This window comes from Achromobacter insolitus, assembly GCF_002209555.1.
Lineage (GTDB): Bacteria > Pseudomonadota > Gammaproteobacteria > Burkholderiales > Burkholderiaceae_B > Achromobacter > Achromobacter insolitus.
On sequence record NZ_NJIF01000003.1, the window covers coordinates 604,754 to 629,996 of the forward strand.

Here is a 25,243-nt window from a genome sequence, read left to right on the forward strand (position 1 = left end):
TCTCCTTTCCTAGACCGAAGCGGCCTTCTTGCGGGATTTCGGCATCTCGATGAAGATCTCGCTGCCCTGGGGCTTGCGTCCGAACAAGGTGCCTTCCGACACCCCGCCCGAGCAGCCGTTGCCGAAGGTAAAGCCGCAGCTGCCCTTCTCGTTGAAGCTGTCCTCGACCACTTCCTTGTGGCTGCTGGGCACGACAAAGCGGTCCTCGTAGTCCGCAATCGCCATGATCTTGTACATGTCCTGCACGGTCGCTTCCGTCAAGCCCACCTGGTCCAGCAAGGCCGTGTCGCGTTCGCCGTGCACGGTCTCGGAGCGCTTGTAGGCTCGCATGGCCAGCATGCGCTCCAGCGCGTGCACCACCGGCGCCTCCTTGCCCGCCGTCAGCAAGTTGGCCAGGTAACGCACCGGAATGCGCAGGCTGGACACGTCGGGGATCATGCCGCTCTTGCCCACCGTGCGCCGGGGCATCTGGCCGGACTCGGCCGCCGTCTGTATGGGCGACAGCGGCGGGATGTACCAGACCATGGGCAAGGTGCGGTATTCGGGATGCAGCGGGAAGGCGACGCGCCACTCCACCGCCATCTTGTAGACCGGCGATTTACGCGCGGCTTCCAGCCACGATTCCGGGATGCCCTGCTCGCGCGCGGCGGCGATCACCTCGGGAGAATGCGGATCCAGGAACAGGTCGAGCTGCGACTGGTACAGGTCCTGCTCGCTGGCGGTGGACGCCGCCTGCTCGATCTGGTCGGCGTCATACAGCATCACCCCCAGGTAGCGGATGCGGCCCACGCAGGTTTCCGAGCACACCGTGGGCTGGCCGGCTTCGATACGCGGGTAGCAGAAGGTGCACTTCTCGGCCTTGCCGCTGTTCCAGTTGTAGTAGATCTTCTTGTACGGGCAGCCCGAGATGCACATGCGCCAGCCGCGGCACTTGTCCTGGTCGACCAGCACGATGCCGTCGTCTTCGCGCTTGTAGATGGAACCGGACGGGCAGCTGGCGACACAGGCCGGGTTCAGGCAGTGTTCGCACAGGCGAGGCAGGTACATCATGAAGGTGTTCTCGAAGGTCGAATACATCTCCTTCTGCACGCCCTCGAACAAGGCGTCGCGGCTGCGCGCGCTGAATTCGCCGCCCAGGTCGTCTTCCCAGTTCGGGCCCCAATGGATCTTTTCCATCTTCTTGCCCGTCAACACCGACACCGGGCGCGCGGTGGGCGGTGTTTGCGACAGCGGCGCCTTCTGCAGGTGCTCGTAGTCGAAGGTGAACGGTTCGTAGTAGTCGTCGATCTGCGGCAGGTTCGGGTTGGCGAAGAGGTTGGCCAGGATGCGCAGCTTGCCGCCCTGGCGCGGCTCCAGCTTGCCGGCGGCGGTACGCTTCCAGCCGCCCTTCCACTTTTCCTGGTTCTCCCATTCCTTGGGATAGCCAATGCCGGGCTTGGTTTCCACGTTGTTGAACCAGGCGTACTCGACGCCGTCGCGGCTGGTCCAGACGTTCTTGCAGGTGACCGAGCAAGTGTGGCAGCCGATGCACTTGTCCAGGTTCAGCACCATGCCGATTTGGGCGCGTATCCTCATGATTGCTTCTCTTCTTGTTGCGTTGCTTCGACCAGCGGACCTTCCAGCCAGTCCACCTTCTTCATCTTGCGCAGCACCACGAACTCATCGCGGTTGGCGCCCACGGTGCCGTAGTAGTTGAAGCCGTAGGCCTGCTGGGCGTAGCCGCCGATCATGTGCGTAGGCTTGAGCACCGTGCGCGTGACCGAGTTGTGGATCCCCCCGCGCTTGCCGCTGGTTTCCGCGCCGGGCACGTTCACGATCTTTTCCTGGGCGTGGTACATCAGGCACATGCCCACGGGCACGCGCTGGCTGACCACCACCCGCGCCGTCAGCGTGCCGTTCACGTTGAAGACTTCAACCCAGTCGTTATCGACCAGCCCGGCCTGCCTGGCTTCGGTTTCCGATATCCACACGTGAGGACCGCCGCGGCTCAGCGTGAGCATGCGCAGGTTGTCCGAGTACGTGCTGTGGATGCCCCACTTCTGGTGCGGCGTCAGCCAGTTCAGCACCAGTTCCTTTTCACCATTCGAGTAGCGGCCCAGCATGGGCGCGACCGTCTTGGTGTCGATGGCCGGCTTGTACACGCAGGAGCCTTCGCCGAAGTCCAGCATCCAGCGGTGGTCCTGGTAAAACTGCTGGCGGCCGGTCAGCGTGCGCCATGGAATCAGCTCGTGCACGTTGGTATAGCCGGCGTTGTAGCTGACCTCCTCGCTTTCCAGGCCCGACCAGGTGGGCGCGGAAATGATCTTGCGCGGCTGCGCCTGGATGTCGCGGAAGCGGATCTTGTCGTGTTCGCGGCCGACGGCCAGGTGCGCATGGTCGCGTCCGGTGATCTTGCTCAATGCTTCCCAGGCCTTGACCGACACGTGGCCGTTGGTCTCAGGCGCGAAGGTCAGGATCATCTCGGCCGCATCGATGGCGGTGTCGAGCTTCGGCCGACCCTGGCTCACGCCCGGCTCGGTCACGGCCTCGTTGATGCCGGCCAGCTCGTGCACCTCGTGCTCGGTGTTCCAGTTGATGCCCTTGCCGCCGTTGCCCAGCTTGTCCAGCAGCGGGCCCACCGAGGTGAACTTGCGGTAGATGTCGTTGTAGTCGCGCTCGACCACGGTCATGTTGGGCGCGGTCTTGCCGGGCACCAGGTCGCATTCGCCCAGCTTCCAGTCCTTGGGCTCGAAAGCCTGGCCCAGTTCTCCCGGGGTGTCGTGCATGAGCGGGGTCAGCACCACGTCACGGCGCTTGCCCAGGTAGGGGCCGCCGATATCGCTGAACTTCCTGGCCAGGAGTTTGTAGATTTCCCAGTCCGTCTTGCTTTCCCACAGCGGCTGCACCGCCTCGCTCAACGGATGGATGAACGGGTGCATGTCCGAGGTGTTGAGATCGTCCTTTTCGTACCAGGTGGCCGTGGGCAGCACGATGTCGCCATACAGGCAGGTAGTGCTCATGCGGAAGTCCAACACCGTCAGCAGGTCCAGCTTGCCTTCGGCCGCATCGTCCTGGTAGGTCACCTCGGTGGGCTTGATCGCGTCGGCTTCGTCGCCGAACACCGCGTTCTGCGTGCCCAGCAGGTACTTCAGGAAATACTCATGGCCCTTGCCGCTGGAACCCAGGATGTTGGAGCGCCACACGAACATGTTGCGCGGAAAGTTGGCAGGGTCGTCCGGGTTTTCGCAGGACATGCGCAGGTCGCCCGACTTGAGCTGTTCGGCCACGTAGGCCACTGGATCCTTGCCCTGGCTTTCGGCCTGCGCCACCACGTCCAGCGGATTGGTGCGCAATTGCGGCGCCGACGGCAGCCAGCCCATGCGCTCGGCGCGGGCGTTCAGGTCGATCATGCTGAGGTCGCCATAACGGCCGCGGTCCGCCGTGGGGCCGAGGATCTCCTGGACGTTGAGCTTTTCATGGCGCCACTGGCTGGTGTGCGCATAGAAGAACGAGGTGCCGTTCATCTGGCGCGGCGGGCGGACCCAGTCCGCGGCAAAGGCCAGCGGGGCCCAACCGAATTGCGGGCGCAGCTTTTCCTGGCCCACGTAGTGCGCCCAGCCGCCGCCGCTTTTGCCCACGCAGCCGCACATCATCAGCATGTTGATGATGCCGCGGTAGATCATGTCCATGTGGTACCAGTGGTTCAGGCCGGCACCGACGATCACCATGGACTTGCCTTCGGTGTCGTGGGCGTTCTGCGCGAACTCACGCGCCACCTGGATGACTTGCGCACGCGGCACGCCGGTGTGCTTTTCCTGCCAGGCAGGCGTGTAAGGCACGTCGTCGTCGTAGGAGCTGGCGACATTGCCGCCGCCCAGGCCGCGGTCCAGGCCGTAGTTGGCCATCTGCAGGTCATACACCGTGGCGACAAGCGCCTCGCTGCCATCGGATAACCGGATGCGGCGCGCCGGCACATTGCGCACCTGCAGCTCGCCATGCTCGCTGCCGAAATACGGGAAGCCGACGCCGACCACGGCATCCGACTGGTCCAGCAGGCTCAGCGTGGGTTCGATCTCGCGCCCGCTGCCGCCGTCCTTGGACTCCAGGTTCCAACGGCCGACTTTCTCGCCGCCGTTGACCGCGCCCTCGCCCCAGCGAAAGCCGATGCTGCCGTTGGGCGCAACCAGGTCGCCGCTCTTGGCGTCCAGCACCAGCGTCTTCCAGTCCGGGTTGTTCTGCTCGCCCAGGGCGCCGTCCAGGTGCGAGGCGCGCAGGAAGTGGTCCGGCGCGTGGAAGCCGTCGCGCTCCTTCAACAGCACCAGCATGGGCATGTCGGTGTAGCGCCGCACGTAGTCGCGGAAATAGTCCGAGGCGCCGGACAGGTGGAATTCCTTCAGGATCACGTGGCCCATGGCCATGGCCAGTGCGGCGTCGGTGCCTTGCTTGGGCGCCAGCCAGATATCGCCGAACTTGACCATTTCGCCGAAGTCACTGGACACGGCCACCGTCTTGGTGCCCTTGTAGCGGACCTCGGTGTAGAAGTGCGCGTCAGGCGTGCGGGTCTGCGGCACGTTGGAGCCCCACACCATCAGGTAGGTCGAGTTGTACCAGTCGGCCGATTCCGGCACGTCGGTCTGTTCGCCCCAGATCTGCGGGCTGGCGGGCGGCAGGTCGCAGTACCAGTCGTAAAAGCTCAGGCAGGCGCCTCCCAGCAGGCTCAGGTAGCGGGCGCCTGCGGCGTAGCTGACCATGGACATGGCCGGAATCGGCGAAAAGCCGATGAGGCGGTCGGGGCCGAATTTCTTGATGGTGTACGCATTGGCGGCAGCAATGATCTCCATCGCCGTGTCCCAGTCGGCACGCACGAAGCCGCCCAGGCCGCGCACCGCCTTGTATCGCTTGGCGCGCGCGGGATCCTGGCTGATCCATTCCCAGGCCGCGATCGGGTCCATGGTCTTGCGGGCTTCGCGCCACATTTCCATCAGGCGGCCGCGGATCATCGGGTACTTCACGCGCTGCGCCGAATACACGTACCAGCTGTACGACGCGCCTCGCGGACAGCCGCGGGGCTCATGGTTGGGCAGGTCCGGCCGCGTGCGCGGGTAGTCGGTCTGCTGGGTTTCCCAGGTGATCAGGCCGTTCTTGACGTAGACCTTCCAGGAGCAGGAGCCCGTGCAGTTCACGCCGTGGGTCGAGCGCACCACCTTGTCATGCTGCCAGCGGGCGCGATAGGCGTTTTCCCACTTGCGGTCCTCGTTGACCGTTTCGCCGTGACCGTCCGCGAAGGTGGACTGCACCCGCGACATGAACTTCAAGCGGTCCAGAAAATGGCTCATTCTCTATTCTCCAAGTGCGCCGGTCCCGCCGGCGCGTACTGCGATCAATGCTGTTGAATCCATTGTGGGCGCGGCCCGCCTGCCGGACCATTCGCCGGTGGCACAGGCCGGACGCGGCAGAATGACTAGTCACTCCGGCCGCGTCCGTTTCGCTCTAGCAAGGCACCGGGGCATTGCGGCGGGCGTAATACCACCAGGTGATGACCATGCAGGTGGCGTAAAAGCCGATGAAGCAATACAGGGCTGCCTGCACGCTGCCGGTCATTTCCAGCGAGGTGCCGAAGCTGCGCGGGATGAAAAAGCCGCCGTATGCGCCGATCGCGCCCGAAAAGCCCAGCACCGCGGCGGACTCCTTGGCAGCGTCCGCCAGGGCCTGCTTCTGCGCCGCGGCGCCACGGCCTTCGGCGGCCTGCGTGCGTTCGCGCAGGAAGATCACGGGGATCATGCGGAAGGTCGAACCGTTGCCCACGCCGGTCAGTGCAAACAGCACGATGAACATGGCCAGGAAGCCATTGAAATTGCCCGCCTGTCCGGCCACGGGCAGGAACATCACCACGCCCAGCACCGCCGCAATCATGGCCGCGAAGGTGAACAGCGTGACCTTTGCTCCGCCCAGCTTGTCCGACACCCAGCCGCCGAAAGGCCGCGTCAACGAACCCACCAGCGGGCCGAGGAAGGCATAGGCCATGGGATCGACCTGCGGGAACAGCGTCTTGGTCAGCATGGCGAAGCCCGCCGAGAAGCCGATGAAGGAACCGAAGGTGCCCACGTACAGCCAGCACATCAGCCAGTTGTGCTTGCGCTTGAAGATGACGGCCTGGTCCGCGAACGAGGCGCGGGCGTCGGCGATGTCGTTCATGCCGAACCAGGCGGCGATCGAGGCCAGCGCAATGGGGATTACCCAGATGAAGCCGGCATTCTGCAGCCACAGGTTTTGCTGCGCGCCGTTGACGGTAATGGCCTGCGGATCGCCGCCGGCAACACCGAACACGCCGATGGAAATCACCACGGGCACCACAAACTGCACGAGCGACACGCCCAGGTTGCCGATGCCCGCGTTCAAACCCGTGGCCAGGCCCTTTTTCTCCTTGGGGAAGAAGAAGCTGATATTGGCCATGCTGGAGCTGAAGTTACCGCCCCCCAGGCCGCACAGCAGCGCCAGGATCAGCAAGGTCGGAAACGAGGTGGTCGGATCACGCAGGGCGAAGCCCATGCCCAATGCGGGAATCAACAGCGATGCAGTGGAAATGGCCGTCCACTTGCGTCCGCCGAACACCGGCACCAGGAAGGAATAGAAGATGCGCAGGGTGGCACCCGACAGCGCGGGCAGCGCCGTCAGCCAGAACATCTGGTTCTTGGACAGCATGAAGCCGGCGCGGTCCAGGTTGACCACCACCACGCTCCACAGCATCCAGATGCTGAAGGCCAGCATCAGCGCCGGAATGGAGATCCAGAGATTGCGATTGGCGACGCGGGCGCCGGTCTGCTTCCAGAAGCCGGGATTATCCGGCTCCCACCGCGCGAGGACTTGAGTGGACATGGAATTCTCTCAGGAAGTAATGGACGGAGTAGCGGGCTGTTGCCGGGCGATGGCCGCGCTTTCCGGCCGGAAACTGAAGTGCATGAAAATGAGGGAGACGCAGACGGTGCCGTACAGCAGCATGAAGGCGCTGGAGCGGATGCCGGTCAGGTCCAGCAGGATTCCGAACATGATCGGCAGCACGAACCCGCCCAGCCCGCCGGCCAGGCCGACGATGCCGGATACGGCGCCGATGTTTTCACCGAACTCGTCCGAGATGAACTTGAAGACCGAGGCCTTGCCGATGGCCATGGCGATGCCGACCACGAACAGCAGCACGGTGAAGGTGACCGGGCCGAGCGCAATGCCGAAGCTGCGCGGACCATTGGCCGTCACGATGGTGAACTCCGTCTGCGGATAGCTCAGCAGGAAGAACGCCACCCAGCACACCCACATCACCCACCAGGTGGTCTTGTAGGCGCCGTAGCGGTCCGAGATCCAGCCGCCGACGGCGCGCAGCACGCCGCCGGGCAGGGAAAAGCACGCCGCCAGCAGTGCGGCCAGCTTCATGTCGAAGCCGTATTCGCCGATGTAGTACTTGGTCATCCACAGCGCCAGTGCCACGTAGCCGCCGAACACCACCGAGTAGTACTGGCAATAGCGCCAAACGCGCGGATCCTTCAGCATGGCCATCTGCGCGGACAGGCTGGCGCCGCTCTTGACGCGGTGCGAAGGGTCGGAGGCCGAGAACAGCCAGAACAGGATGGCGGTGACCAACAGCGCCACGGCGTAGACCTGGGGCACGATGACCCAGGCACCGCCTGCCGCCGCGATCAGCGCGGGCGCCACAAACTTGGTGATGGCCGAGCCCGAGTTGCCGGCGCCGAACACCCCCATCGCCAGGCCTTGCTTGTTACGCGGGAACCAGCGCGCCACATAGGGCGTGCCTACCGAGAACGAACCGCCCGTCAGGCCGACAAACAGCGCCAGCACCAGGAACTGCCAGTACTCGGTGGCATAGGACAGCAGCCAGATCGGCACCACGGCCAGCAGCATCAGGATGAAGAACACCGGGCGGCCGCCGTATCGGTCGGTCCAGATGCCCAGCGGCACCCGCACCAGCGACCCCGTCAGCACCGGCATGGCGGCCAACAGGCCGAACTGGGTTTCGGACAGGCCCAACTGCTGTTTTATCGGGATGCCCAACACCGCGAATATCATCCACACGGCGAAACAGATGGTGAAGGCGAACGTGCTTGAAATCAGGACCCGCATCGGCGCGCCGGCGGAAGGTTGACGTGCTGCCATGGTTACTCTCGCTTTACTCACGAAGACATGTGGCTAGCCTAGGGATAGCGGACCAGCGCGGCCATTCGCCAGCCGACCAGAAGCGCGTTGCCGATGTGACTAGTCACCCCTTTCTTGCCGGGCGGGCTTGCGCTGGATCAAGCCGTCGCGCTGGCGCCGGAGCGCGGGACGCATTAATATGCATTTCAAATACACCTTTAAACGCGAAGCCGAAACGGCGCCGCGCTGACCCTCATGAGCACGCTGCTTAGCATCGAAGAACCGGCCGCGGCCCCTCGCCGCGCGAAGCCTCAATGGAGCGCCTTCACGGAAATGGGCTTCCGGCCGCTGTATCTGGCGGGCTGCTTCTGGGCACTGGCGTCCGTGCTGCTCTGGGTGCATGCGCCGGCGCGCCTGACAGGCGTGTTGAACGGCATGCCCTGGCATGCGCACGAAATGCTGTGGGGGTTTGTAGCCACCATCGCGGTCGGGTTTTTGCTGACGGCGGGCGCCAACTGGACGGGTAAGAACCCCTTGCGAGGCACTCCCCTGGCGGTCCTGTGCGCGGTGTGGATCGTGGCGCGGGCAGGCTACCTGGTGCCCGGGCGACCGGCGTTCGTCGTGGCCGCCGCCGCGGACTTGCTGTTCTTTCTCTGGGCCGCCTGCGCGCTGGGCCGCGCCGTGGCCGTCACGCGCAACCAGCGCAACTATGGCATCCCCTTCCTGCTGTTGGGGCTGGCCGTCGCCAATGCGCTTTACCTCTGGGCGTCTGTCCAGGGCGACTACGTTGCGCTCATGCGCTATTTCAACGCCGGCCTGCTATGCATGGCGGTCCTGACGCTGCTGATCGCGCGTCGCGTCATTCCGTTCTTCGCCAAGCGGGCGGTGGCCGGCCTGGACATCCCCGCGCATACCCGCAGCGGCCACTGGCAACTGGGCGCAGGCATCGTCGCCATCGCCTGCCTGGTGGCGGGCGAACCTCGCGCGGCCGCGCTGGCCCTGGCCGCGACCGGGCTGATTGCCCTGGCGCAATGGGTATCCTGGAAGCCCTGGGTAGTGCGCAAAGTACCGCTGCTGTGGATTCTTTATGCGGGTTATGGCGGCCTGGGCATAGGCCTGCTGGCGGGCGCGGCTCACCTGGCCGGCTATGTGCTGCGGCCCGCCTGGCCCGCGCACGTGATCGGCGTCGCCGGATTCTCGGTGCTGATCCTGGGCATGGTGACGCGCACCGCGCTGGGCCACCTGGGCCGGCCGCTCCGGACCGACCGCAGCATGGTGCTGAGCTATGCGCTGATCATCCTGGCCGCGCTGCTGCGCCTGGCCGCCCTGCTCCCGACCTCGGCCACCCTCGGCTTTCTGCATGCCTCGGCAAGCGCGTGGGCGTTGGCCTTCGCACTTTATCTGTGGCGCTTCTTCCCCATGATGATCCGGCCGCGGGCCGATGCGGGCAAGGCCGCCGCGCCCGTGATGAAGGTTGTGCCGGTCGCGCGGCGTCCGGCTGCCTGAGCCTCAGCCTCGCCCTTCGCGCCGGCGCGTGGCTGCCAGTTGCTGCTTCATGGCTTTGAGCCAGGCCTTGACCTGCTGCATGTCCACGAACTGCTATAGTTCGAATTCAAGTTCGCTGATATATTCCTCCGCATCGGCAATCTCCGCATCCAGGTCTTCCATCAGCTCGGAAGGGTCTATGGATTGCGCGGGGTCGAAGTGGTATTTGGCCTTGAAGCCGTCTTCCTCGGCCGCGATGTCGCCAGCCAGCATGGCAAGTTGCGCTTCCAGCGCCTGGTTGTATCGCGCGTAGCGTTCCTCACCCACGCCTGCCAGCCGGTCCGGACCGGCAGCCACCAAGGCGTCGATTTCCGCCAGCGCCTCGGCAACCGGCGCGGATATCGCATCCGCCGGTTTGGGCTGCGGCGCTTCGGCATCGTCCTCGTCCTGTCCGTCTTCCACGCCGGCGTCGTAGTCCGAGCCCGCATGCTTGAGATACAGGGCCTTCAACCTGTCCGTGTCGCACTCGGCCGGCGTGCCGTCCAGCACGATGGCGTCCAGAGTCTCTTGCGCCAATTGCGCTGCGATCTCGGACGCCAGGGCGCGCTCCGCCTTGGTCAGCTCCTTCTGCTTGCAGGCGTGGTCGAAGCAGGCCACCAGCTTGGCCTTGAGCTCGAGCTCGACGGTCTCCAGCGGCGCCAGCACGTCCTCGTATTTCTTTTGATATTCCGGCAGCACAGCTTGCCAGCGGCTCAGGCGCGCGCGCTGCGCCGCGAGCGTGCTCGCGAGCGACTCGAATCTCTGGCGTTGCGAGGTACCGGATGCCGGCTGCGCGGATGGCGTGTTTTCTTGCATGGAGGGAACCTGGACAGGCGGCGCAACGGGCGCCTTGAAACGATGGGAGCGCCATTTTAGACGCGGCGGCGCCTGCCGGCCGCCCAACACTCCTTTGCCCGGGCAAGTGTCCGCCCCTGCGCGCCGGCCCTCCAGAGGCGCGCGGTCCGGGTATCGATTGCGACTACCTGTCGGCCGGCCCCTCGGCCGCATTGTCCTCGGACGTCGTGTCGGCAGGCTCGATGTCCTCGTCGGGCACCTCGTCGCCCTGCGCGCTGTCGCTGGCGTCGTCCGGATTCTGCGGCGGCGGGCGATGGGCCGCAGTCCCGAACGGCGGCGCGGACGCCATCGCTATCGGTTGCAAGGCCAACTCAAATTGGATCTGGGGCATCGCGGCACCTGTCAGAAAGCGCGGCGACATCCGCCGCAGCCTGGCATCAGCAAGCGCCATGCCCGCAAACCGGTACAGCTTCAGAAGCGCGGATTCTTGCCGAACGGCACTTCCGTATCCGTGGGCTTCTCGAACGACGCCGTATCGCCGTTCAGGTCCGCGACGTGGATCTGCGCCAGCCGCGTCGCCTCGTCGATCGCAACCTGGGCCGAGGCAAAGCGCTCGTCGACGGCGATCCGTTGCTCGGGCTCGCCCGCGACGGGCGGCACCAGCACGTATCCTATGCTCCAGCTGCCGTGGTCCTCGATCGGACGCTCGAGCTGGAAATCCCATCTGGCGTGTTCCATAGGGCCTCCTGTCGTTTCCTGCCTTCATGCTACTGCGGTTTACTTCGGCCTGGGATCGCGGATGCCCTGGTCCATTCCCTCGAACTCGCCGCTGCGCAGACGAGGCAGGAAATTGACCATGGCCCGCGCCACGTTGCGCACTTCCTGCTGTACCGCGTGGTCCCGGTCCAAGTCTTCGTGGCTGGTGGCATAGGGACGGTAGTAGCTGATGTAACGGTCCAGCCGCGACGCCGCGCCCGCGTCCACCAGCCCCATCCAGTCCAGCCAATCGGCCAGCCCGCGCCGCTGCGCCTCGATGCCAGCCACATCCCCATGCACCACCAAGCCGTAGGCGCGGCCGGCCAGATGCTTGGGATAAGGCCAGCCTGCCAATTCGACTTGTTTGGCCTTCAGCGGATCCTTGCCGCCGGTCAGCGTGGGATCCGGATTGCCGCCATCGGCGCAAACCAGCCTGTCTATCATCAGCTTCAGGGGACTGGGCGATTGGTACCAGTACGTGGGGGCCACCAGGATCACGCCGTGCGCCGCCACCCATTGCTCATAGATCCCCGCCATGGCGTCATTGGACTGCCCCAGCGAATGGTTCGGGTAGCAACTGCATGGCCAATGGCACAAGGGCATCGCAGTCGACACGCAACCCTTGCAAGGATGGATCCGATACTCGTACTCCGAGGTAAGGCGGCTCAGGTCCAGCATGTCCGTCTGTATGGCGCCGGCCTGCAGTTCATCCTGCACGATGTCCGCCAGGCGCCAGCTCTTGGAGACCTCTCCAGGACAGGTGCCATCATTGCGCGAAGCGCCAACGATCACCAGGACGCGCGACGGGGCGTGCGGATCCCGCTGCTTCGCCGCAGCACGTTCCAAGCGGTCGCGCGTGTCTGTCCATTCCACCGACAAGTCGTAATCGGGATCGGCATAGCCCGGCCCGGCCTTGACAGTGACGGGCGCCTTGCGGCCCTCTTCATAGGCGTTCCAGGCGATAGCCTCAAGGCGCTCCAGCGCCTCGCGCTCCGCCAGGAAGGCCGGGTCGTAAAAGCGTCGCATGAAGCGCTGCCGGAAATCCTCGCGCGAGAGCGGCCCGGCGTATTGGCCTTTGCGCACCGTGGGTTTGATTGCTGTCATGCCGGTCTCCGTTTACGCACCCGCCGCCGGCGCCGTTCCTGCCTGGCGCGCGCCGTGCACGCCGCGGCCAGGGCCAGCAGCTTGTCTTCGTCCAAACGTTCAGCGTCGACCAGCCCTTCGTCCGCGCCTTCCAGCGCAATGAGCAGTTCGTCCAGCTTCAGGTGCAGCGCTTCGCTATCCTTGTTCTGGCTTTGCTGGATCAAAAACACCATCAGGAACGTCACGATGGTGGTGCCGGTATTGATAACCAGCTGCCAGACTTCGGAATAGTCGAAAACCGGGCCGGATGCGCCCCATATCAGCACCGTAATGAGCGCCAAGCCGAACGCGATGGGCGACCCCACCCACTTGGTCACATGCGCCGCAAAATGGTCGAAGAAGCGAGATACCGGATTGGCGTGGCCTGCAGCATCGGCCGCAGGAGATGGCTTCTGCGCCGGGCGTCGCCTCGGTACACGCGTGCTGGACATGGTGGTCTCTTTGCTGCAACGGGACATCCGCTTCAGCAAGTTCCGTGCCCGCGTCCGCCACAGCAAACCGGCACGGCGCATGCTAGGGTGACAGCTTTCCGGCCGGCGGAGTCCAGATGAAAGCCATTCTGCAGTCCGAGAAACTCTTGCTGTTGGCCTGTGCGCTGGCCGCGGCCGGGTATCTGGCCGACGCCAGCCTCGGCATCCACGGCCGGCTTGCCAGCCTGCTGGAGACCGCCGTCCTGATCGCGGCCATCCTGGCTGCCTCGCTCAGCGTGGCCCGCCATGCCGAGCGCATTGCCCAAAAGCTGGGCGATCCCTACGGCAGCATGATCCTGACGCTTTCGGCGGTGCTGGTCGAAGTCATCGTGCTGGCTATCGTGTCCGCCAGGGCTGGCTCGCCCACATTGGTCCGCGACAGCATTTATTCGGCCGTCATGCTGGACATCAACGGCATCCTCGGCGTGGCGGCCCTCATCGGCGGCTTCAAGCACGGCGAGCAGTCCTACAACGACGACTCCGCGCGCACGTACAGCGTGATGATCCTGACCGCGGTAACCGTATCCATGATACTCCCGGAGTTCGTCCCCGACCCCAGCTGGCGCGCCTACAGCAGCTTCACCATAGCGGCAATGCTGCTCCTGTACGGTGTATTCCTGCGCATGCAGACCGGCCCGCACAGCTACTTCTTCAGCTACAGCTATCCGGACAAGAAAACCCGCCGGCCCTTGCCCGCCTCCGGCTATCCGAACAGGCGCCAGTCCGTAACTGTCATGGCGATCGGCATCATCGCCGTGGGCGCGCTGGCAGAGCTGATGTCGCACTCTTTGAATCGCAGCCTCGACGGTATCGAGGTGCCCCACGGCCTGGTCGCCCTGATCGTGGCTGGCATTTCCGCCGCGCCGGAAATGCTGACTGCCCTGCGCGCCGCGCTGGCCGACCGCATGCAGTCGGTCGTCAACATCGCGCTTGGCGCGTCGCTATCCACGGTGATCCTGACCGTGCCAGCCATGGAGGCCATGTCCTTGCTCTCCGGGCAACGCATCGACATGGCCATGACGCCCCTCCAGACGCTGATGATGCTAGCTACCCTGCTGGTGGCGGCAATCAACCTCAACGACGGCCAGACCAATGCCATCGAAGGCATGACGCACTTCATTTTGTTTGGCGCCTTCCTGATGCTGCTGAACCTGGGCCTGTAGCCTCGCCCGCCAAGCGGGGCCCAGGTCCGTGGCAGCTCGTACTCGTCACAATACGTTTACAGCCGGTACAGGCTGCCGCATCCGGCGCCAGCCGTTGCCATCTCGTCCGCGGCCAAGGACATCGGCAGGCCTTGCGCCCACCCTGCTGCCAAGGCCTGCGCGTCACGCACGGGGTCCCCAGCCTTCGCGCGCTGGTCGCGGATACGGCAGGTTTGCGCATCGGTCGCGAACAAGCCTCGCGCAAACACCCGCGCCTGTTCGATCAATTGCGCAGTCTTGGGGCCGCGTACTTCCGCAAAGCGCGACAAGGCCGTGTCCAGTTCCCGGTCCGCGCCGCGCAGGCATCGAGCCAGATGCCAGGCGTCTTCCAGAGCCTGGCACGCCCCCTGCCCCGACGTGGGCAAAGGCGCATGCGCCGCGTCGCCCACCAACAGCACATTAGCCCGGCTCCACGTGCTCAATGGCTCCAGGTCATGCACGGCGATCAGATGGATGGCGTGCGCCGGCGTCGCGCGGATGATGCGGCCGACAGGCTCAGGCCATGCCCCGAACCGCGCCTCGATCTCCTTGCGCAGGTCTGTTGCGGGCGTGGCCCCGGATAGAGGCCGCGCCTGTGCCGCCGCCCAATAGACCAACCCCGGCCGCACCGCCACGGCGCCAAAGCGCTCGCCCGCCCCCCAAAAATCCTGGATGGCAATGTCGTCAACCAATGTCCCGCTTGCCTCGGCCACGCCTATCCAGTTCACGAAGCCTTGATAGACAGGCGCGCTGTCTCCCGCGACGAACCGCCGCGCCACCGAATCCATGCGGCCATCGGCGCCGATGATCAGGTCCGGGCGGATGCGCGCGCCGTTCTGGAATCGCGCCACGGCCCGGCCGTCGCCATCCAGATCGATCGCCATCGCGCGATGGCCGTATTCGACCGGAATGCCGGCCCGCGCCGCATGGTCCAACAGGACCGTCTGCAGGTCGCGGCGCAGTATCGTGTGGGTCGGATACCCCATCATCCTGTCCAACAGCCCGATATCCAGTCCTCCCAAAGGATTGCCCGCGGCGTCGTGACGTCGCATCGCCGATGGCCGTCCGCCCACCGCCGCGATATCGCGCAACAACCCCAGTTCGTCCAGCACGAAGCCCGCATTGGGCCAGAGCGTTACGCCGGCGCCCATGGTCGCGGGCGCCGCGCGGCGTTCGTACACGCGGGGCATATGCCCCTGTTCGCGCAAGGCCAGCGCCACGCTCAGGCCCGCGATGCCGCCGCCCAGTATTCCGATTTCCACCTAGTACCTCTCCTGTAAAAAGCCGCCCGGGCGCGCCGCCGATAACGACGGCCGGACGATAACGGCATCTTAGATTCCGCCATTTGAGATAACTAGCGTGTAAAAATGAACATCTTTAATATCTTGAATGGGATAATCATGCGTGCTGCGCTGGACCTGAATACCGTGCGCGTCTATGCGGCCGTCGTCGACGAACAGAGCTTCGCAGGCGCGGCGCGCGCGCTGGACCTGCCTGCGTCCAACGTCAGCCGGCACGTCGCCTCGTTGGAACGCAGGTTAGGTGTCCGGCTGCTGGAACGCAGCACCCGCCACTTGCGCATGACCGAGGCGGGCCGGCTCCTGTACGAACGCGCCAAACCCTTGCTGGACGCGCTGCTCGCTACCGAGGAAGAACTCGGCGCCGTCCAGCGCGAGCTGAGCGGTCCCTTGAAAATGTGCATGCCCGGCGAAGCGCCCCGATTGCTGGCGCCCATCCTGGCCGAATTCTGCAGCCTGCATCCCGGCGTGGAACTGGAATGCGATACGCGCATGAGCGGGCTGGAAGCGCTGCGCGAAGAAGACATCGACCTCTCCATCATTTTCCATCGCGGGCGACAGGACGACAGCGCTTTCATCACCCGCGAACTGGCCACGCTGCCCAGTATCGTGGTCGCCGCGCCCAGCTTGCTTGCCCGGACCGGCACGCCGCGCCATACGCGCGAACTCAAATCACTGCCCTGCATCACCACGCTGAGCGCGCTGAATGGCCAACCCTGGCAATTCATTGACGCCGCCGGCGACATCGTCAAAGTCCCGGTCCGCAGCCGCTACCGTGTAAACAGCGGCGAACTCGCAGGCGCGGGCGCGCGCCAAGGCATAGGCTTCGCGATATTGGCCGCCTTTTCCTGCCAGGAAGAGCTGGCCGCCGGACGCCTGGTGGAAGTACCGCTGGATCTGCGGCCGGCGCCATTGCAACTGCTGGCGGCTTACAACCACAGGCACTCGGTGACTGCGCGCGTGCGAGCACTATTGGAGTTGATGCAGCAGCGGTTGAACGAAGCAGGAGACGGTTCGTGACCAGCCCGTTCCGACACACCGCCGCGGGGGATGGATGCAGCGCCTCATCCCCAACAAGCTCATCGCCACGTTCCCAACCACAGCAGCACCGCAGCTGACGCCACACAGGCCATGGCAAGCAGCCACCACGCCCTCCCCGCGCTACGGGTGGCGAACACCCCCACCGCCACCGCGGTGTACACGGCAAAGCTCAACAACGAGCTGGCCAGTACGCCTACCGCCGAGGATGCGCCAGCCACCGCCGGCAAGGTCAGCGCCAACGCCGACATCGCCAGGGCGGACACCGCATACCCGCCCACGGCCGCCGCCAACACACGGCTGGCGACTTCCCATCGATCGCTTGCCACGGGCAGGCTGCTATCCCGTGGCTTGCGTAACGGCTGTACGACAGCGGCCGGCGCGTCCTTCCAGTGCCGCCGCAGGGTGCAGGCCATATAGGCCAGCAACATGCCGAACACGAACGCCGTGAGCTCTACTGCCGCTTGCTGACCGTCGCCGCTTGCGGCATAGACCCACGCATGCCGGCCCGTCGTCACCCAGTTCAATATCGGCAATCCCAGGCACAACAGTGCCGCCGCTGCCAGTTGCTCGATCCATGCCCGGCGAGGCGGACGCCACATGGCGTGGACCCATGTAGCAGCCCAAACGCCGAAGAAAACGCGGATCTCCCAGGCGCTGCGTTCCGGCCAGGCCACCGGGATCAGCCTGTTGCCATAGAAATAGGCAATGCTTGCCAGCACAATGCCAGCCAGCGCCGTCACGTTCAAGGCCTCGATACAACGATAGACCCGCGCCGTGGCACCGCCGAATTCATACTCGCTCTTCTTGCGCCGCTTGATGGAGAAGAGCAGCGTGCCGGTGGCGATCATGGCGGTGCCCATCAAGCCGCTGAACAAGTACAACCACTTGATCGTCCACCCGCCGAAGTCCGCCTTATGCAAGGCTTCAATGGTCTCGTGGACCTGCTTGGCTTCCAACCGCCCGTGATGCGCCGGCAGTAGCCGCACGACCACTCCGCTTTCCGCATCGAAAGCGACCTGGCTGACCCCGGTGAGCAACTGCGGCGCCCCGGCAGCCAAGGACTTTCGCCCCGCCACCAGCACGACGCTGCGCGCGTCGCCCGGACGATCGATCGTTATCCGCGCTGCTTCCTGTCCGGTAAGTTCGCGAGCTCTCAGCAGCAGTGGGCCCAGATCCGGGTATCCGCCGCGGCCCGGTCCCGCGATGCGAGGGTCCGGGGCCACTGGCGCCAATTCGGCCTGGTAACGCCGATAGGCGCCCGCATCGCCGCCATATGCGGCGTGCAAAGGCCACGGCATATAACTGGTATAGAAAAACGCCAGCCCGGTGTAGCCGATCATGAACAGAAACGGCAACGTCAGCACGGCGGTCGCGTTGTGCGCGTCCAGCCAGCTGCGCAGCCCCTTGCCGGGACGGAAGGTGAAAAAGTCCTTGAAGATGCGCTTGTGCACCACCACGCCGCACACCAGTGCGACCAACATGCACATGGATATCCAGCCCACCAGCCAATAGCCCGGCAAGCCGCCATGCAAGGTGTAGTGAAAGGACATGAAATGACGGCCGCCCTCGGTATGGCGTATTTGTGGTGGCGCCTGCAGGGCACCCGTGCGGGCGTTCAACCAGATTTCCTGGGGCGGCCCGTCGCCCGTGCGCCAGGACAGTTGCGCCGGCCATCCAGGTCTGACGGGCAAGACGATTTCCCAGGAGGGAGCCGCCGCGGCGCGAGATGACAGTTCCTGCGTTGCACGGGCGAGCCACTGACCGGCGTGCGCGCCCGCAGACGCGGTGTCTTCCGGGGGGCCCGCTTCCATCCAGCGCGTGATGGGTTCCCGAAAGACACTGAGCGTGCCCGTCAGGAAAATCGCGCACAGCAACCAACCGCAGGTCAGGCCGCACCAGGTATGCAGCCAGGACATGCTCTGGCGGAATCCCCCCTTCACGCGAGTGCCTGCCAGCGGCCGCGAGCCTGAGCCGCCGCTTTGCCGCCGATCACAACGTGCCCCGCAAGGTCAGCATGACGTTGCGCGGTTCGCCATAATGGTTGCCGCGGCGGATCTGGCTCACCATGCCGTAATAGTCTTTGTCGAATACGTTCGCCACGTTCAGGCTGGCGGACCAGTGCTTGTTGATCCGATAGCCTGCGCGCAAATCCCACACCGCGCGACCGGGTGCGCCCATGCGCACCGACGTGTCGTCGTAGGCTTTGTAGGAATAGCCGCTTTGCGCCGACACGCCGCCACCGACGCTGAAGGCATTCCAGCGGCCAGGCAGCTGATACGTCGTGGACAGGCGGAACAGATGCCGCGGGGTCTCCGCGCTGATGGTCTCGCCTTCATCGTCGCGGCTGGTGACATAGGTGTAGCCAGCCATCACCTGCCAGCCCGGCGACAGTTCACCGCTGGCTTCCAGTTCGAAGCCCTTGCTGCGCAGCGTGCCGCCATTGCGATAGCAATTGGGCGAGGCCAGCGATCCCGGGCAGCTTCCGGTGGCGGCGATGTCCTCCACCGCAATGCCCGTCTTTTTCACCGCGAACACCGCCGCGGACACGTTCAGGCGTCCGTCGTAGAGTTCGCCCTTCACGCCCGCCTCGTAGTTGGCGCCGATGGACGGGTCCAGCGGCTTGCCCGAAGAGGTGACATAGGTGCTCTGCGGCTGGTAGGTGTCCGCATAGCTGGTGTAGACCGACCATTGCTGGTCCAGGTCGTAGACCAGTCCGGCATAGGGCGTGAATTCATGCCTCTGCTCATAGTCCCGGCTTCTCGCGCCCGTCAACCCATCGTCGGACCGGTACTTCAGCCAGCTGAACTTGCCGCCCAGCAGCAGGTGCAGCGGGTCCGCCAATTGCAGGCGCATGCTGCCATACAGGCTGGTCTGCTCCAGGCGCGACGTTTCCTTGCTGTCCCAGGCCGGACGCGTCGGCTCGGGGATGGAGGAATGGTCAGGGTCGTATACGTTGATGGGGGTATCGCTGTCCAGGCTGGCCGACTTCTGATTGACGCGTTGGCGCGACCAGCTAGTGCCGAGCAGGATCTGATGCGTGCCGCCCAGCGCCTGGAAACTGCCCGTGGTGTTCAGGTCGATGCCGTCGCTCTTGACGCGCGCATTGTTGAAATAGATGGTGTAGAAGCGCGAACCCACGCCGGTCACCCGATCCACGCCGCCGATCGGAATGGCCACGCGCTGATCCAGGTCGACCTCGGTATGGTTGAGCGAAAAGCGCGCTTTCCAGTCTTTGTCGAAGCGGTGCTCAGCCTCGGCGAACACTTCGTTCACCTGGCCCTTCTGCCGGTTCCAGTCCTGTATCAGCGAAGTCGAGCGCGAGACGTCCAGCGCGCCGCCGTCGGTGTACCGCGGCAGCCCAAACAGCCAGTAGCCGTCCGTGTCCGTGGCTTGGTGACGTGCGCCGAAGGTAAGCGTCGTGTCGCGCCCGATGTCGGCGTCGATCACTCCGTAGACCAGAGGCGATTTAGACTTCGTGCCATCGTAGAAGTAATGGCGGTCCTGGTAAGCGGTTACCAGGCGGCCGCGCACCGTGCCGGATTCATTGAGCGGGCCGCCACCGTCGAGCTCCATGCGGTAGTTGTCCCAGGAACCCACCGTCGTGGAACCTTCGAAATGGCCTTCGGCGCGCGGACGCTTGCGCACCATGTTGATCGCGCCGCTGGGATCCGCCGAGCCCAGCATCAGACCGGCGGCGCCGCGCAGCACTTCCACCCGGTCGAATACAGCGGTGTCGATGGGCAGCCAGCCCACCGGGGCATAGACCACGCCCGCCACACCGTCGACGAGGTAGTTGTTGTCGTCCACCGTGAAGCCGCGTATCGAGAACTTGTGGTTGCCGAAGTTTCTTGCCGTCTTGGTCACGCCGGTCGTCTGCGCCAGCGCCTCGTCCAATGTGGTCAGGTTCTTGTCGTCGAGCAGTTGGCGCGTGAGCACGCTGACTGATTGCGGCGTTTCCCTGACGGACTGCGTCATCTTGCTGATCGTGATGGCGTCGCTCGTGTATGAGCCGGTTCCTTCGGTGGTCGGATTGCCCACGCCGCTGCCAGTCACCGTCACGGATTGCAGGGTCACCGCAGCGCCCGAGGATTGCCCGACCACCGTCAAGGTATACACGTTCGGCCTGGCGCTGTTCACACGCACGTTCGTGCCGGCCAGCAATTGATCAAGCGCGTCCCGCGGCGTATAGCGGCCATTGAGTGCCGGGGCATGCTTGCCCGCCACCACCGCTTCATCAAACAGCACCTGATGCCGGGACTGCTCCGAAAACAGCCTCAAGGCGTGTTCCAGCGGCTGAGCTGGAATGCTGAAATCCACTTGCTCCGCCTGTGGCTGCGCGCGCACCGCAGCGGGCGACGCCAGGGCGGCCAATGCGCATGCCACCATCACCGGCATGACCTTCACCCGCATGCCTGCCACCAACGCGCCGCCTGCAAGCGCGTCCTTCAACAATCCCCGTCCCATTCCCACTCCATCGTTGTTGGCCGCTACCGGCCTTGTGGGAGTAAACGGATTCCGGGACGAGATTGGGAACCCGCGTCCCGCACGCAAATAAAAATAATTTTCAGGTAGATGCCTGAACGCTCAGCGGCCCACGATGAGATAGCCGCCGTCAGGCGCACGCCTGACCTGCACCGGCAGCAGATCCGGCAAGGCTTCCAGGAATGCGGCGGGCGCATTGGTTGCGGCGAAGCCCGAGACGGGCAGGGATTTCAGATCCGCGCTACCCAAGGCCACCGGCTTGCCCAGATACTGAGCCACCTCTTGCGCCACCTCGCCCAGCGGCGTGCGTCGGAACACCAGGCGTCCATTGCGCCATCCGCCCACGCTGTCCGCCGCCGCCGCCACCGGCTGATAAGTCGCATCTCTTGCATCCACGGCCACGCCTTGATCGGCATTCAGCGACAGCTCCGACGCGGACCTGTCGCGATCGGGTTGCACGCGCACGCGGCCGTGCGCCACCTTGACGATGACGTCATCGGGAGTATTGCGCACATTGAAGGCGGTGCCCACCACGGTGATCCGGCTCAGCCGCGCATCCACGGTGAACGGACGGCCGGCATCCGGCGCCACATCGAAGAACCCTTCGCCCTGGTTCAGCACCAGCTCGCGGCGCCGCGGATAGTAGCGGACTTCCAGCGTACTGCCGAAATTCAACGCAACATGGGAGCCGTCGGGCAGGTCCAGCTGACGCACCTCTCCCGGCGCCGTGCTCACGCTCAGCACATAGCCGGGGGTATTGTCCCAGCGATACCAGCCGTAGCCGCCGCCCACGACCAGCGCGGCACAGGCGGTGGCGAACGCCTTGGAGAAAAGGGGTTGCCCCAGCAATGCGCCCCAGAATCCCGGCTGTGCGGCGCGGCGGCCGGGCGCCTGTCTCGAAGCGTTTCTCAGGAGGGGCCCGGGGCGACTGACAGCGGCCAGCCGGTCCGAGGCCAGGATGGGCCGGGGCGCCTGTGCCAGATCCTGCCAAGTCCGCGACACCCGTGCGTAGGCCTGCCGATGCCCCGGATTGGCGGCAAGCCAGGCATGCAGTTCCTGCTCATCCGCGGCCGACCAACTGGCGTCCTGGCGGCGCACCAGCCACTCGGCCGCGGCCTCATGCAAGGCGAGCGTGTCCGGGGAGGCGGAGGAAGACGAGTCGGTCATGACAAGGCAGAGTCGCTATTGTTGTTATTGTCCAGGCCGGCGTCACCAGCGCAGGGCCGATGCAATTGCTGCATCTGCGCAACCGTAGCATAGTGCACCCGGACCTCGCAGTAGGCGATCGCCCGCGCCAGATGCTTGACCACCATGCGCCGCGAGATCTGCATGCGGACGGCCACTTCGTCCTGTGTGAGACCGTCGAAACGGCTCAGCACAAAGGCTACGCGCTGGCGTTCGGGAAGTTCATTCAATGCCTCGCCCAGCCGTTGCAAACGTTGCTGGTGCGCCGCTGCGTGCATGGGACAAGAAGCATCGTCCGCCACCAAGGCCTGCCCACCCTCTTCCGCCTCATCAAATGGCACTGTCTGCAGGCGCCGGCCCGCTTTGCGCTCGCGGAATTCGTCCGCTACGCCGTTCAGCACCGTCCTGCGCAGGTACGCACCCTGTTCATCGGAAGAATCCAGCGCAGGATTGGCCGCCACCCATTTGACGACGCCATCGTGCAGCGCGTCCTCCGCGCTGCCGATGCTGCCCTTGAAGCGGGCCAGGCCGCGCATGATCGGCAAGCGCCAGCGCGAATAGGCTTTGGCGATCGCGCTGGCGTTTCCGTTCTTGTCGTCGGCGGATGCGGGCGTCGTGCTGGACACCAGCAAAGGGTTGCGGCTCATGCGGCGCGGGTCGTTTGAAAGTGGTCGGATTGTACTGAGATACATTCTCAATCGCAATCTCAATGCAAAGCGCCCTTGCCGCTCATCAATCAAGCACCCAAGCCGCGCGGCTCAAGGAGCCACTTGATACCCCCGCTGCTGCATGCAGTTGCTATACGCGGAGGCCGCAGCCGCATTCTGCTGCGACGCTTCGGCGCGATCCTGGCGGCGGTCCTGGCGTTGCCGCGAACCGCCCACGACCATGCCTGCGGCCGCCGCGTCTTTCGCCTGGTTCTGCCGGTACTGCTGCTTGGCGTCGTCGCTCATCCGGTCGTAGACCTCCTCATGCTGATTGCCGCGCGCGCCAGCTACCGCCGCACCCGCTGCCGCGCCCGCGGCGGCGCCACGGACCCGGCCGCCGGATTTAGGATCGTTCGTGCTGGCGCTGGCGCCGCTGCCTGCCAGAGCCTGGCATGCGCTGATGTCCTGCTGGGTGGTTTGGGGCGACTGGCCTTTGAGCGGCGTCACTGTCTGGGCGGCCGCGCACAGGCAGAACAGGGAAAGTAGCGTCGCGGTACAGGGGCGTATGGACTTTTTCATGAAAAACTCCATTGATGTTGGGAGCCCTCGGCATTTCAGTGTAGCTCTGCCTGCCCGGCCGCAATACGCGTACTCGTCAGCCAGAAACAAGTCTTTCCCGTTCCCGAAATCAAGGCGCGGACTCGCCAGCGGATTCCAGCGTCAGCGCCCTGCCCGACACCAGCTCATAACAGCCGCGGCGCAGCTTGCGGATCTGCAAGGGCCCGCCCCAGTCCGCCAGGCGGCGTTGCAACAGAAGGAGGCGCACGCCCAGATTGTCCTGCACATCGGGCAGCCCCAGAGAACTGCCCGCAAGCCGCAGCTCCCGGGTGGAAAAGCCCCAACGGCCATGGCGCAGGGCGTCGCAGGCAAGTTTCCACAGAATCGCTCCGGCCACACCCTTGATCAGGTACTGTCCGTCGACAAAGACCGTGCCATCGCGCGGGAAGTAGCGCAGGCTGAGAGGCGCGCCATGGTGCGCCCCCGGACCGGCCCGCGCTTCGTCCGGCGGCGGCGTGCCCGCATCCAGCTCGGCCCCTTGCAGCGCTACCAGCGCCTGTGCCAACTGCGCGCACAACACCGCCAACGCATCCTCATCGTCGTACCCGAAGAACTGATCGCTCTCGGCTTCGACGAGCAGCGCGCCCACGGTGCGCCCGCGCGCCCGCAGCGGGACGGCCAACTGGCTGCAAGGGGTGGCCAAGCCAGGCAGCGCAATGGGCTGCCCTTCGATCGGCCTCAGGTCACTGGCCATCTGATGCAGGGTCCGGCCATACCGGTACATACGCGCCATATGGCCTATGCGCAGCGCCACGCCTTCGCGCGCGGCCACGCCCGCCAGACCGGCTTCAGCCAGCGGCACTTCGGCGCCCACGCCCTGCTGCGCATAACCCATGCTGGCCAAGGCATACAGCGTCTGGCGCTGCTCATCAAGCAGCCAGAGGATGGCGTGGTTCACGGCCAGCTCGCGGCGCAAGCCGTCCATGGCGATCTGGGGCAATAGGCTTAGCTCGTCGCATTCGGCAAGCCGTGTCGACACGGCCCGCGCGCCCGCCGCCAGATCGCAGCGCGGCTGCAGCGTCGGCAGCGATGCGCCGCCGTGCATGGCCTGGATGCCCCGCACTTCGTAGATGTCGGCGCCGCGCAGGCGGAACACGTCTTCCATACCGGTATGCGCGGCAATGCCGGCCAGTTTGGCGCGCAGGCGCTCGAACACCGGGCCTTCAGTCTCGGTGCGCAGATAGCGCAACTGCAGAGCCAGACTTGCCCCGGTGCAGGGGTCTTCCACCATGAGGCTGGCGCGCCCGGTGGCGAGAATGTTCTCCCGGCTGTGATTGAAGAACTGAAAGGTCAACGCCACGTGGCCGCCATCCACGTACTCCACATGCGACAGGAGATTGACATGGGGGATGCCGTCGGCCGAGACGCTGCACAAGGTGGGCGGAATGCCGCCGTCCAGGACGCGGCGGACCGCCAGCAAGCTCAATGCGCTCATGAATCGGGCTCCAGTTCCACAGCCTGCCCGGCATGCGGACCCGGCGTCTGGTTCCAGGCTCCCGCCACGGTAAAGCGCAGCGCCACCAATTCCTGCACCGCTACGCCGTACCAATAGTCCAGGAAAGGCGCTCCGGCAAAACCGTCGACTTCGGCGAGCTCCTGGGTCAGCGTGTTGCGCCGCAATGCCAGCAGCTGGACATGGGGGGGCAAGGCGGCTTCGACGCAGGCGTCGCGGCCCTTGAGATGCAGCGTGCGATTCGTGCGCGGCGAGGTGGCCAGCATGGCGACCTGGGCGGTTTCGCGGATGGCGGCCACAACCAGGGGCGCGGCATTTTCGGCCAACAGCACCAGCACGCGGCCGTCCGGCAGCGCGTCGGCGGCCAGGGCCCTGCAGACATGGGGATTGCCTTCCCGATCGCAGCTCCCCAACCGCAGCGAGGGCAGCATGGGCAGGCACAGGCTCCATTCGGCGGGCAGTATGGGCACGGCAGGAAACCTCTGGGCGATTGACGCTCGACGGTGTCAGAAATCATAGCCCATGGCCT

The 25,243-nt window shown here is 65.2% G+C and carries 20 protein-coding genes; 3 read left to right on the plus strand and 17 right to left on the minus strand.

Translation table 11 applies throughout. The features are described from left to right. Positions 1-9: 9 nt before the first annotated feature. The 4 genes from narH to CEY08_RS12995 all read right to left on the minus strand — a co-directional run bounded on the left by narH (position 10) and on the right by CEY08_RS12995 (position 8,142). On the minus strand, positions 10-1,575 hold the full coding sequence (gene narH, locus CEY08_RS12980) for a nitrate reductase subunit beta (RefSeq protein WP_076813248.1): 1,566 nt from the start codon (positions 1,573-1,575) through the stop codon (positions 10-12). Further along, a complete protein-coding gene (locus CEY08_RS12985) occupies positions 1,572-5,315 on the minus strand; it encodes a nitrate reductase subunit alpha (RefSeq protein ID WP_076813246.1) in 3,744 nt (1,247 codons plus the stop codon). The genes narH and CEY08_RS12985 overlap by 4 nt, the downstream gene beginning before the upstream one ends. 154 nt (positions 5,316-5,469) lie before the next feature. After that, complete coding sequence (locus CEY08_RS12990) at positions 5,470-6,855, minus strand: NarK family nitrate/nitrite MFS transporter (RefSeq protein WP_076813243.1); 1,386 nt, start codon at positions 6,853-6,855, stop codon at positions 5,470-5,472. Between the two features lie 9 nt (positions 6,856-6,864). Beyond that, positions 6,865-8,142 (minus strand): MFS transporter, encoded by a 1,278-nt coding sequence (locus CEY08_RS12995; protein ID WP_076813241.1) that lies wholly within the window; start codon positions 8,140-8,142, stop codon positions 6,865-6,867. Between the two features lie 234 nt (positions 8,143-8,376). Here CEY08_RS12995 and CEY08_RS13000 point away from each other — a divergent pair, with 234 nt between their 5' ends. Next, entirely contained in the window at positions 8,377-9,627 is a 1,251-nt protein-coding gene (locus CEY08_RS13000) for an NnrS family protein (RefSeq protein WP_076813238.1), read from the plus strand. A gap of 93 nt (positions 9,628-9,720) precedes the next feature. On the opposite strand, the gene CEY08_RS13005 is transcribed toward CEY08_RS13000, so the two are convergent. The 5 genes from CEY08_RS13005 to CEY08_RS13025 form a co-directional block, all read right to left on the minus strand. Continuing rightward, complete coding sequence (locus tag CEY08_RS13005) at positions 9,721-10,461, minus strand: hypothetical protein (protein ID WP_232033730.1); 741 nt, start codon at positions 10,459-10,461, stop codon at positions 9,721-9,723. Between the two features lie 163 nt (positions 10,462-10,624). Beyond that, on the minus strand, positions 10,625-10,831 hold the full coding sequence (locus CEY08_RS13010) for a hypothetical protein (RefSeq protein WP_126389629.1): 207 nt from the start codon (positions 10,829-10,831) through the stop codon (positions 10,625-10,627). Positions 10,832-10,911: 80 nt separating this feature from the next. After that, positions 10,912-11,178: a hypothetical protein gene (locus CEY08_RS13015; protein ID WP_042793432.1), complete on the minus strand. Its 267-nt coding sequence runs from the start codon at positions 11,176-11,178 to the stop codon at positions 10,912-10,914. Positions 11,179-11,217: 39 nt separating this feature from the next. After that, positions 11,218-12,300 carry a flavodoxin family protein gene (locus tag CEY08_RS13020; RefSeq protein ID WP_076813236.1) on the minus strand — a complete coding sequence of 361 codons (1,083 nt, stop codon included), beginning with the start codon at positions 12,298-12,300 and terminating at the stop codon, positions 11,218-11,220. Then, entirely contained in the window at positions 12,297-12,770 is a 474-nt protein-coding gene (locus tag CEY08_RS13025) for a low affinity iron permease family protein (protein ID WP_076817653.1), read from the minus strand. The genes CEY08_RS13020 and CEY08_RS13025 overlap by 4 nt, the downstream gene beginning before the upstream one ends. A gap of 116 nt (positions 12,771-12,886) precedes the next feature. On the opposite strand from CEY08_RS13025, the gene CEY08_RS13030 reads away from it, so the two are divergent. Further along, positions 12,887-13,972 carry a calcium:cation antiporter gene (locus CEY08_RS13030; RefSeq protein ID WP_076813233.1) on the plus strand — a complete coding sequence of 362 codons (1,086 nt, stop codon included), beginning with the start codon at positions 12,887-12,889 and terminating at the stop codon, positions 13,970-13,972. A 56-nt stretch (positions 13,973-14,028) separates the two neighbouring features. On the opposite strand, the gene CEY08_RS13035 is transcribed toward CEY08_RS13030, so the two are convergent. After that, positions 14,029-15,252: an FAD-dependent monooxygenase gene (locus CEY08_RS13035; RefSeq protein ID WP_076813230.1), complete on the minus strand. Its 1,224-nt coding sequence runs from the start codon at positions 15,250-15,252 to the stop codon at positions 14,029-14,031. A gap of 138 nt (positions 15,253-15,390) precedes the next feature. On the opposite strand from CEY08_RS13035, the gene CEY08_RS13040 reads away from it, so the two are divergent. After that, positions 15,391-16,308: a LysR family transcriptional regulator gene (locus CEY08_RS13040; RefSeq protein ID WP_076817650.1), complete on the plus strand. Its 918-nt coding sequence runs from the start codon at positions 15,391-15,393 to the stop codon at positions 16,306-16,308. Between the two features lie 59 nt (positions 16,309-16,367). On the opposite strand, the gene CEY08_RS13045 is transcribed toward CEY08_RS13040, so the two are convergent. The 7 genes from CEY08_RS13045 to CEY08_RS13075 form a co-directional block, all read right to left on the minus strand. After that, a complete protein-coding gene (locus tag CEY08_RS13045) occupies positions 16,368-18,245 on the minus strand; it encodes a PepSY-associated TM helix domain-containing protein (protein ID WP_076813228.1) in 1,878 nt (625 codons plus the stop codon). 73 nt (positions 18,246-18,318) lie between these two features. Beyond that, a complete protein-coding gene (locus CEY08_RS13050; protein ID WP_076813226.1) occupies positions 18,319-20,793 on the minus strand; it encodes a TonB-dependent siderophore receptor in 2,475 nt (824 codons plus the stop codon). Positions 20,794-20,913: 120 nt separating this feature from the next. Continuing rightward, complete coding sequence (locus CEY08_RS13055) at positions 20,914-21,978, minus strand: FecR family protein (protein ID WP_076813224.1); 1,065 nt, start codon at positions 21,976-21,978, stop codon at positions 20,914-20,916. Continuing rightward, the gene (locus tag CEY08_RS13060) at positions 21,975-22,643 is read right to left on the minus strand and encodes an RNA polymerase sigma factor (protein ID WP_082884606.1); all 669 of its coding nucleotides are present in this window, start codon (positions 22,641-22,643) and stop codon (positions 21,975-21,977) included. The genes CEY08_RS13055 and CEY08_RS13060 overlap by 4 nt, the downstream gene beginning before the upstream one ends. A gap of 111 nt (positions 22,644-22,754) precedes the next feature. Continuing rightward, positions 22,755-23,222: a YMGG-like glycine zipper-containing protein gene (locus CEY08_RS13065; RefSeq protein WP_082884607.1), complete on the minus strand. Its 468-nt coding sequence runs from the start codon at positions 23,220-23,222 to the stop codon at positions 22,755-22,757. A gap of 109 nt (positions 23,223-23,331) precedes the next feature. Beyond that, on the minus strand, positions 23,332-24,696 hold the full coding sequence (locus CEY08_RS13070) for a GAF domain-containing protein (protein ID WP_076813221.1): 1,365 nt from the start codon (positions 24,694-24,696) through the stop codon (positions 23,332-23,334). Beyond that, positions 24,693-25,184 carry a pyridoxamine 5'-phosphate oxidase family protein gene (locus tag CEY08_RS13075; protein ID WP_126389631.1) on the minus strand — a complete coding sequence of 164 codons (492 nt, stop codon included), beginning with the start codon at positions 25,182-25,184 and terminating at the stop codon, positions 24,693-24,695. Before CEY08_RS13075 ends, CEY08_RS13070 begins: the two co-directional genes overlap by 4 nt. Positions 25,185-25,243: the final 59 nt, after the last annotated feature.

Bases quoted from the DNA above. Each gene is read 5' to 3' on its own strand.
- narH (WP_076813248.1), bottom strand. From the start codon at position 1,575: ATGAGGATACGCGCCCAAATCGGCATGGTGCTGAACCTGGACAAGTGC.
- CEY08_RS12985 (WP_076813246.1), bottom strand. From the start codon at position 5,315: ATGAGCCATTTTCTGGACCGCTTGAAGTTCATGTCGCGGGTGCAGTCC.
- CEY08_RS12990 (WP_076813243.1), bottom strand. From the start codon at position 6,855: ATGTCCACTCAAGTCCTCGCGCGGTGGGAGCCGGATAATCCCGGCTTC.
- CEY08_RS12995 (WP_076813241.1), bottom strand. From the start codon at position 8,142: ATGGCAGCACGTCAACCTTCCGCCGGCGCGCCGATGCGGGTCCTGATT.
- CEY08_RS13000 (WP_076813238.1), top strand. From the start codon at position 8,377: ATGAGCACGCTGCTTAGCATCGAAGAACCGGCCGCGGCCCCTCGCCGC.
- CEY08_RS13005 (WP_232033730.1), bottom strand. From the start codon at position 10,461: ATGCAAGAAAACACGCCATCCGCGCAGCCGGCATCCGGTACCTCGCAA.
- CEY08_RS13010 (WP_126389629.1), bottom strand. From the start codon at position 10,831: ATGCCCCAGATCCAATTTGAGTTGGCCTTGCAACCGATAGCGATGGCG.
- CEY08_RS13015 (WP_042793432.1), bottom strand. From the start codon at position 11,178: ATGGAACACGCCAGATGGGATTTCCAGCTCGAGCGTCCGATCGAGGAC.
- CEY08_RS13020 (WP_076813236.1), bottom strand. From the start codon at position 12,300: ATGACAGCAATCAAACCCACGGTGCGCAAAGGCCAATACGCCGGGCCG.
- CEY08_RS13025 (WP_076817653.1), bottom strand. From the start codon at position 12,770: ATGTCCAGCACGCGTGTACCGAGGCGACGCCCGGCGCAGAAGCCATCT.
- CEY08_RS13030 (WP_076813233.1), top strand. From the start codon at position 12,887: ATGAAAGCCATTCTGCAGTCCGAGAAACTCTTGCTGTTGGCCTGTGCG.
- CEY08_RS13040 (WP_076817650.1), top strand. From the start codon at position 15,391: ATGCGTGCTGCGCTGGACCTGAATACCGTGCGCGTCTATGCGGCCGTC.
- CEY08_RS13045 (WP_076813228.1), bottom strand. From the start codon at position 18,245: ATGTCCTGGCTGCATACCTGGTGCGGCCTGACCTGCGGTTGGTTGCTG.
- CEY08_RS13050 (WP_076813226.1), bottom strand. From the start codon at position 20,793: ATGGGACGGGGATTGTTGAAGGACGCGCTTGCAGGCGGCGCGTTGGTG.
- CEY08_RS13055 (WP_076813224.1), bottom strand. From the start codon at position 21,978: ATGACCGACTCGTCTTCCTCCGCCTCCCCGGACACGCTCGCCTTGCAT.
- CEY08_RS13060 (WP_082884606.1), bottom strand. From the start codon at position 22,643: ATGAGCCGCAACCCTTTGCTGGTGTCCAGCACGACGCCCGCATCCGCC.
- CEY08_RS13065 (WP_082884607.1), bottom strand. From the start codon at position 23,222: ATGAAAAAGTCCATACGCCCCTGTACCGCGACGCTACTTTCCCTGTTC.
- CEY08_RS13070 (WP_076813221.1), bottom strand. From the start codon at position 24,696: ATGAGCGCATTGAGCTTGCTGGCGGTCCGCCGCGTCCTGGACGGCGGC.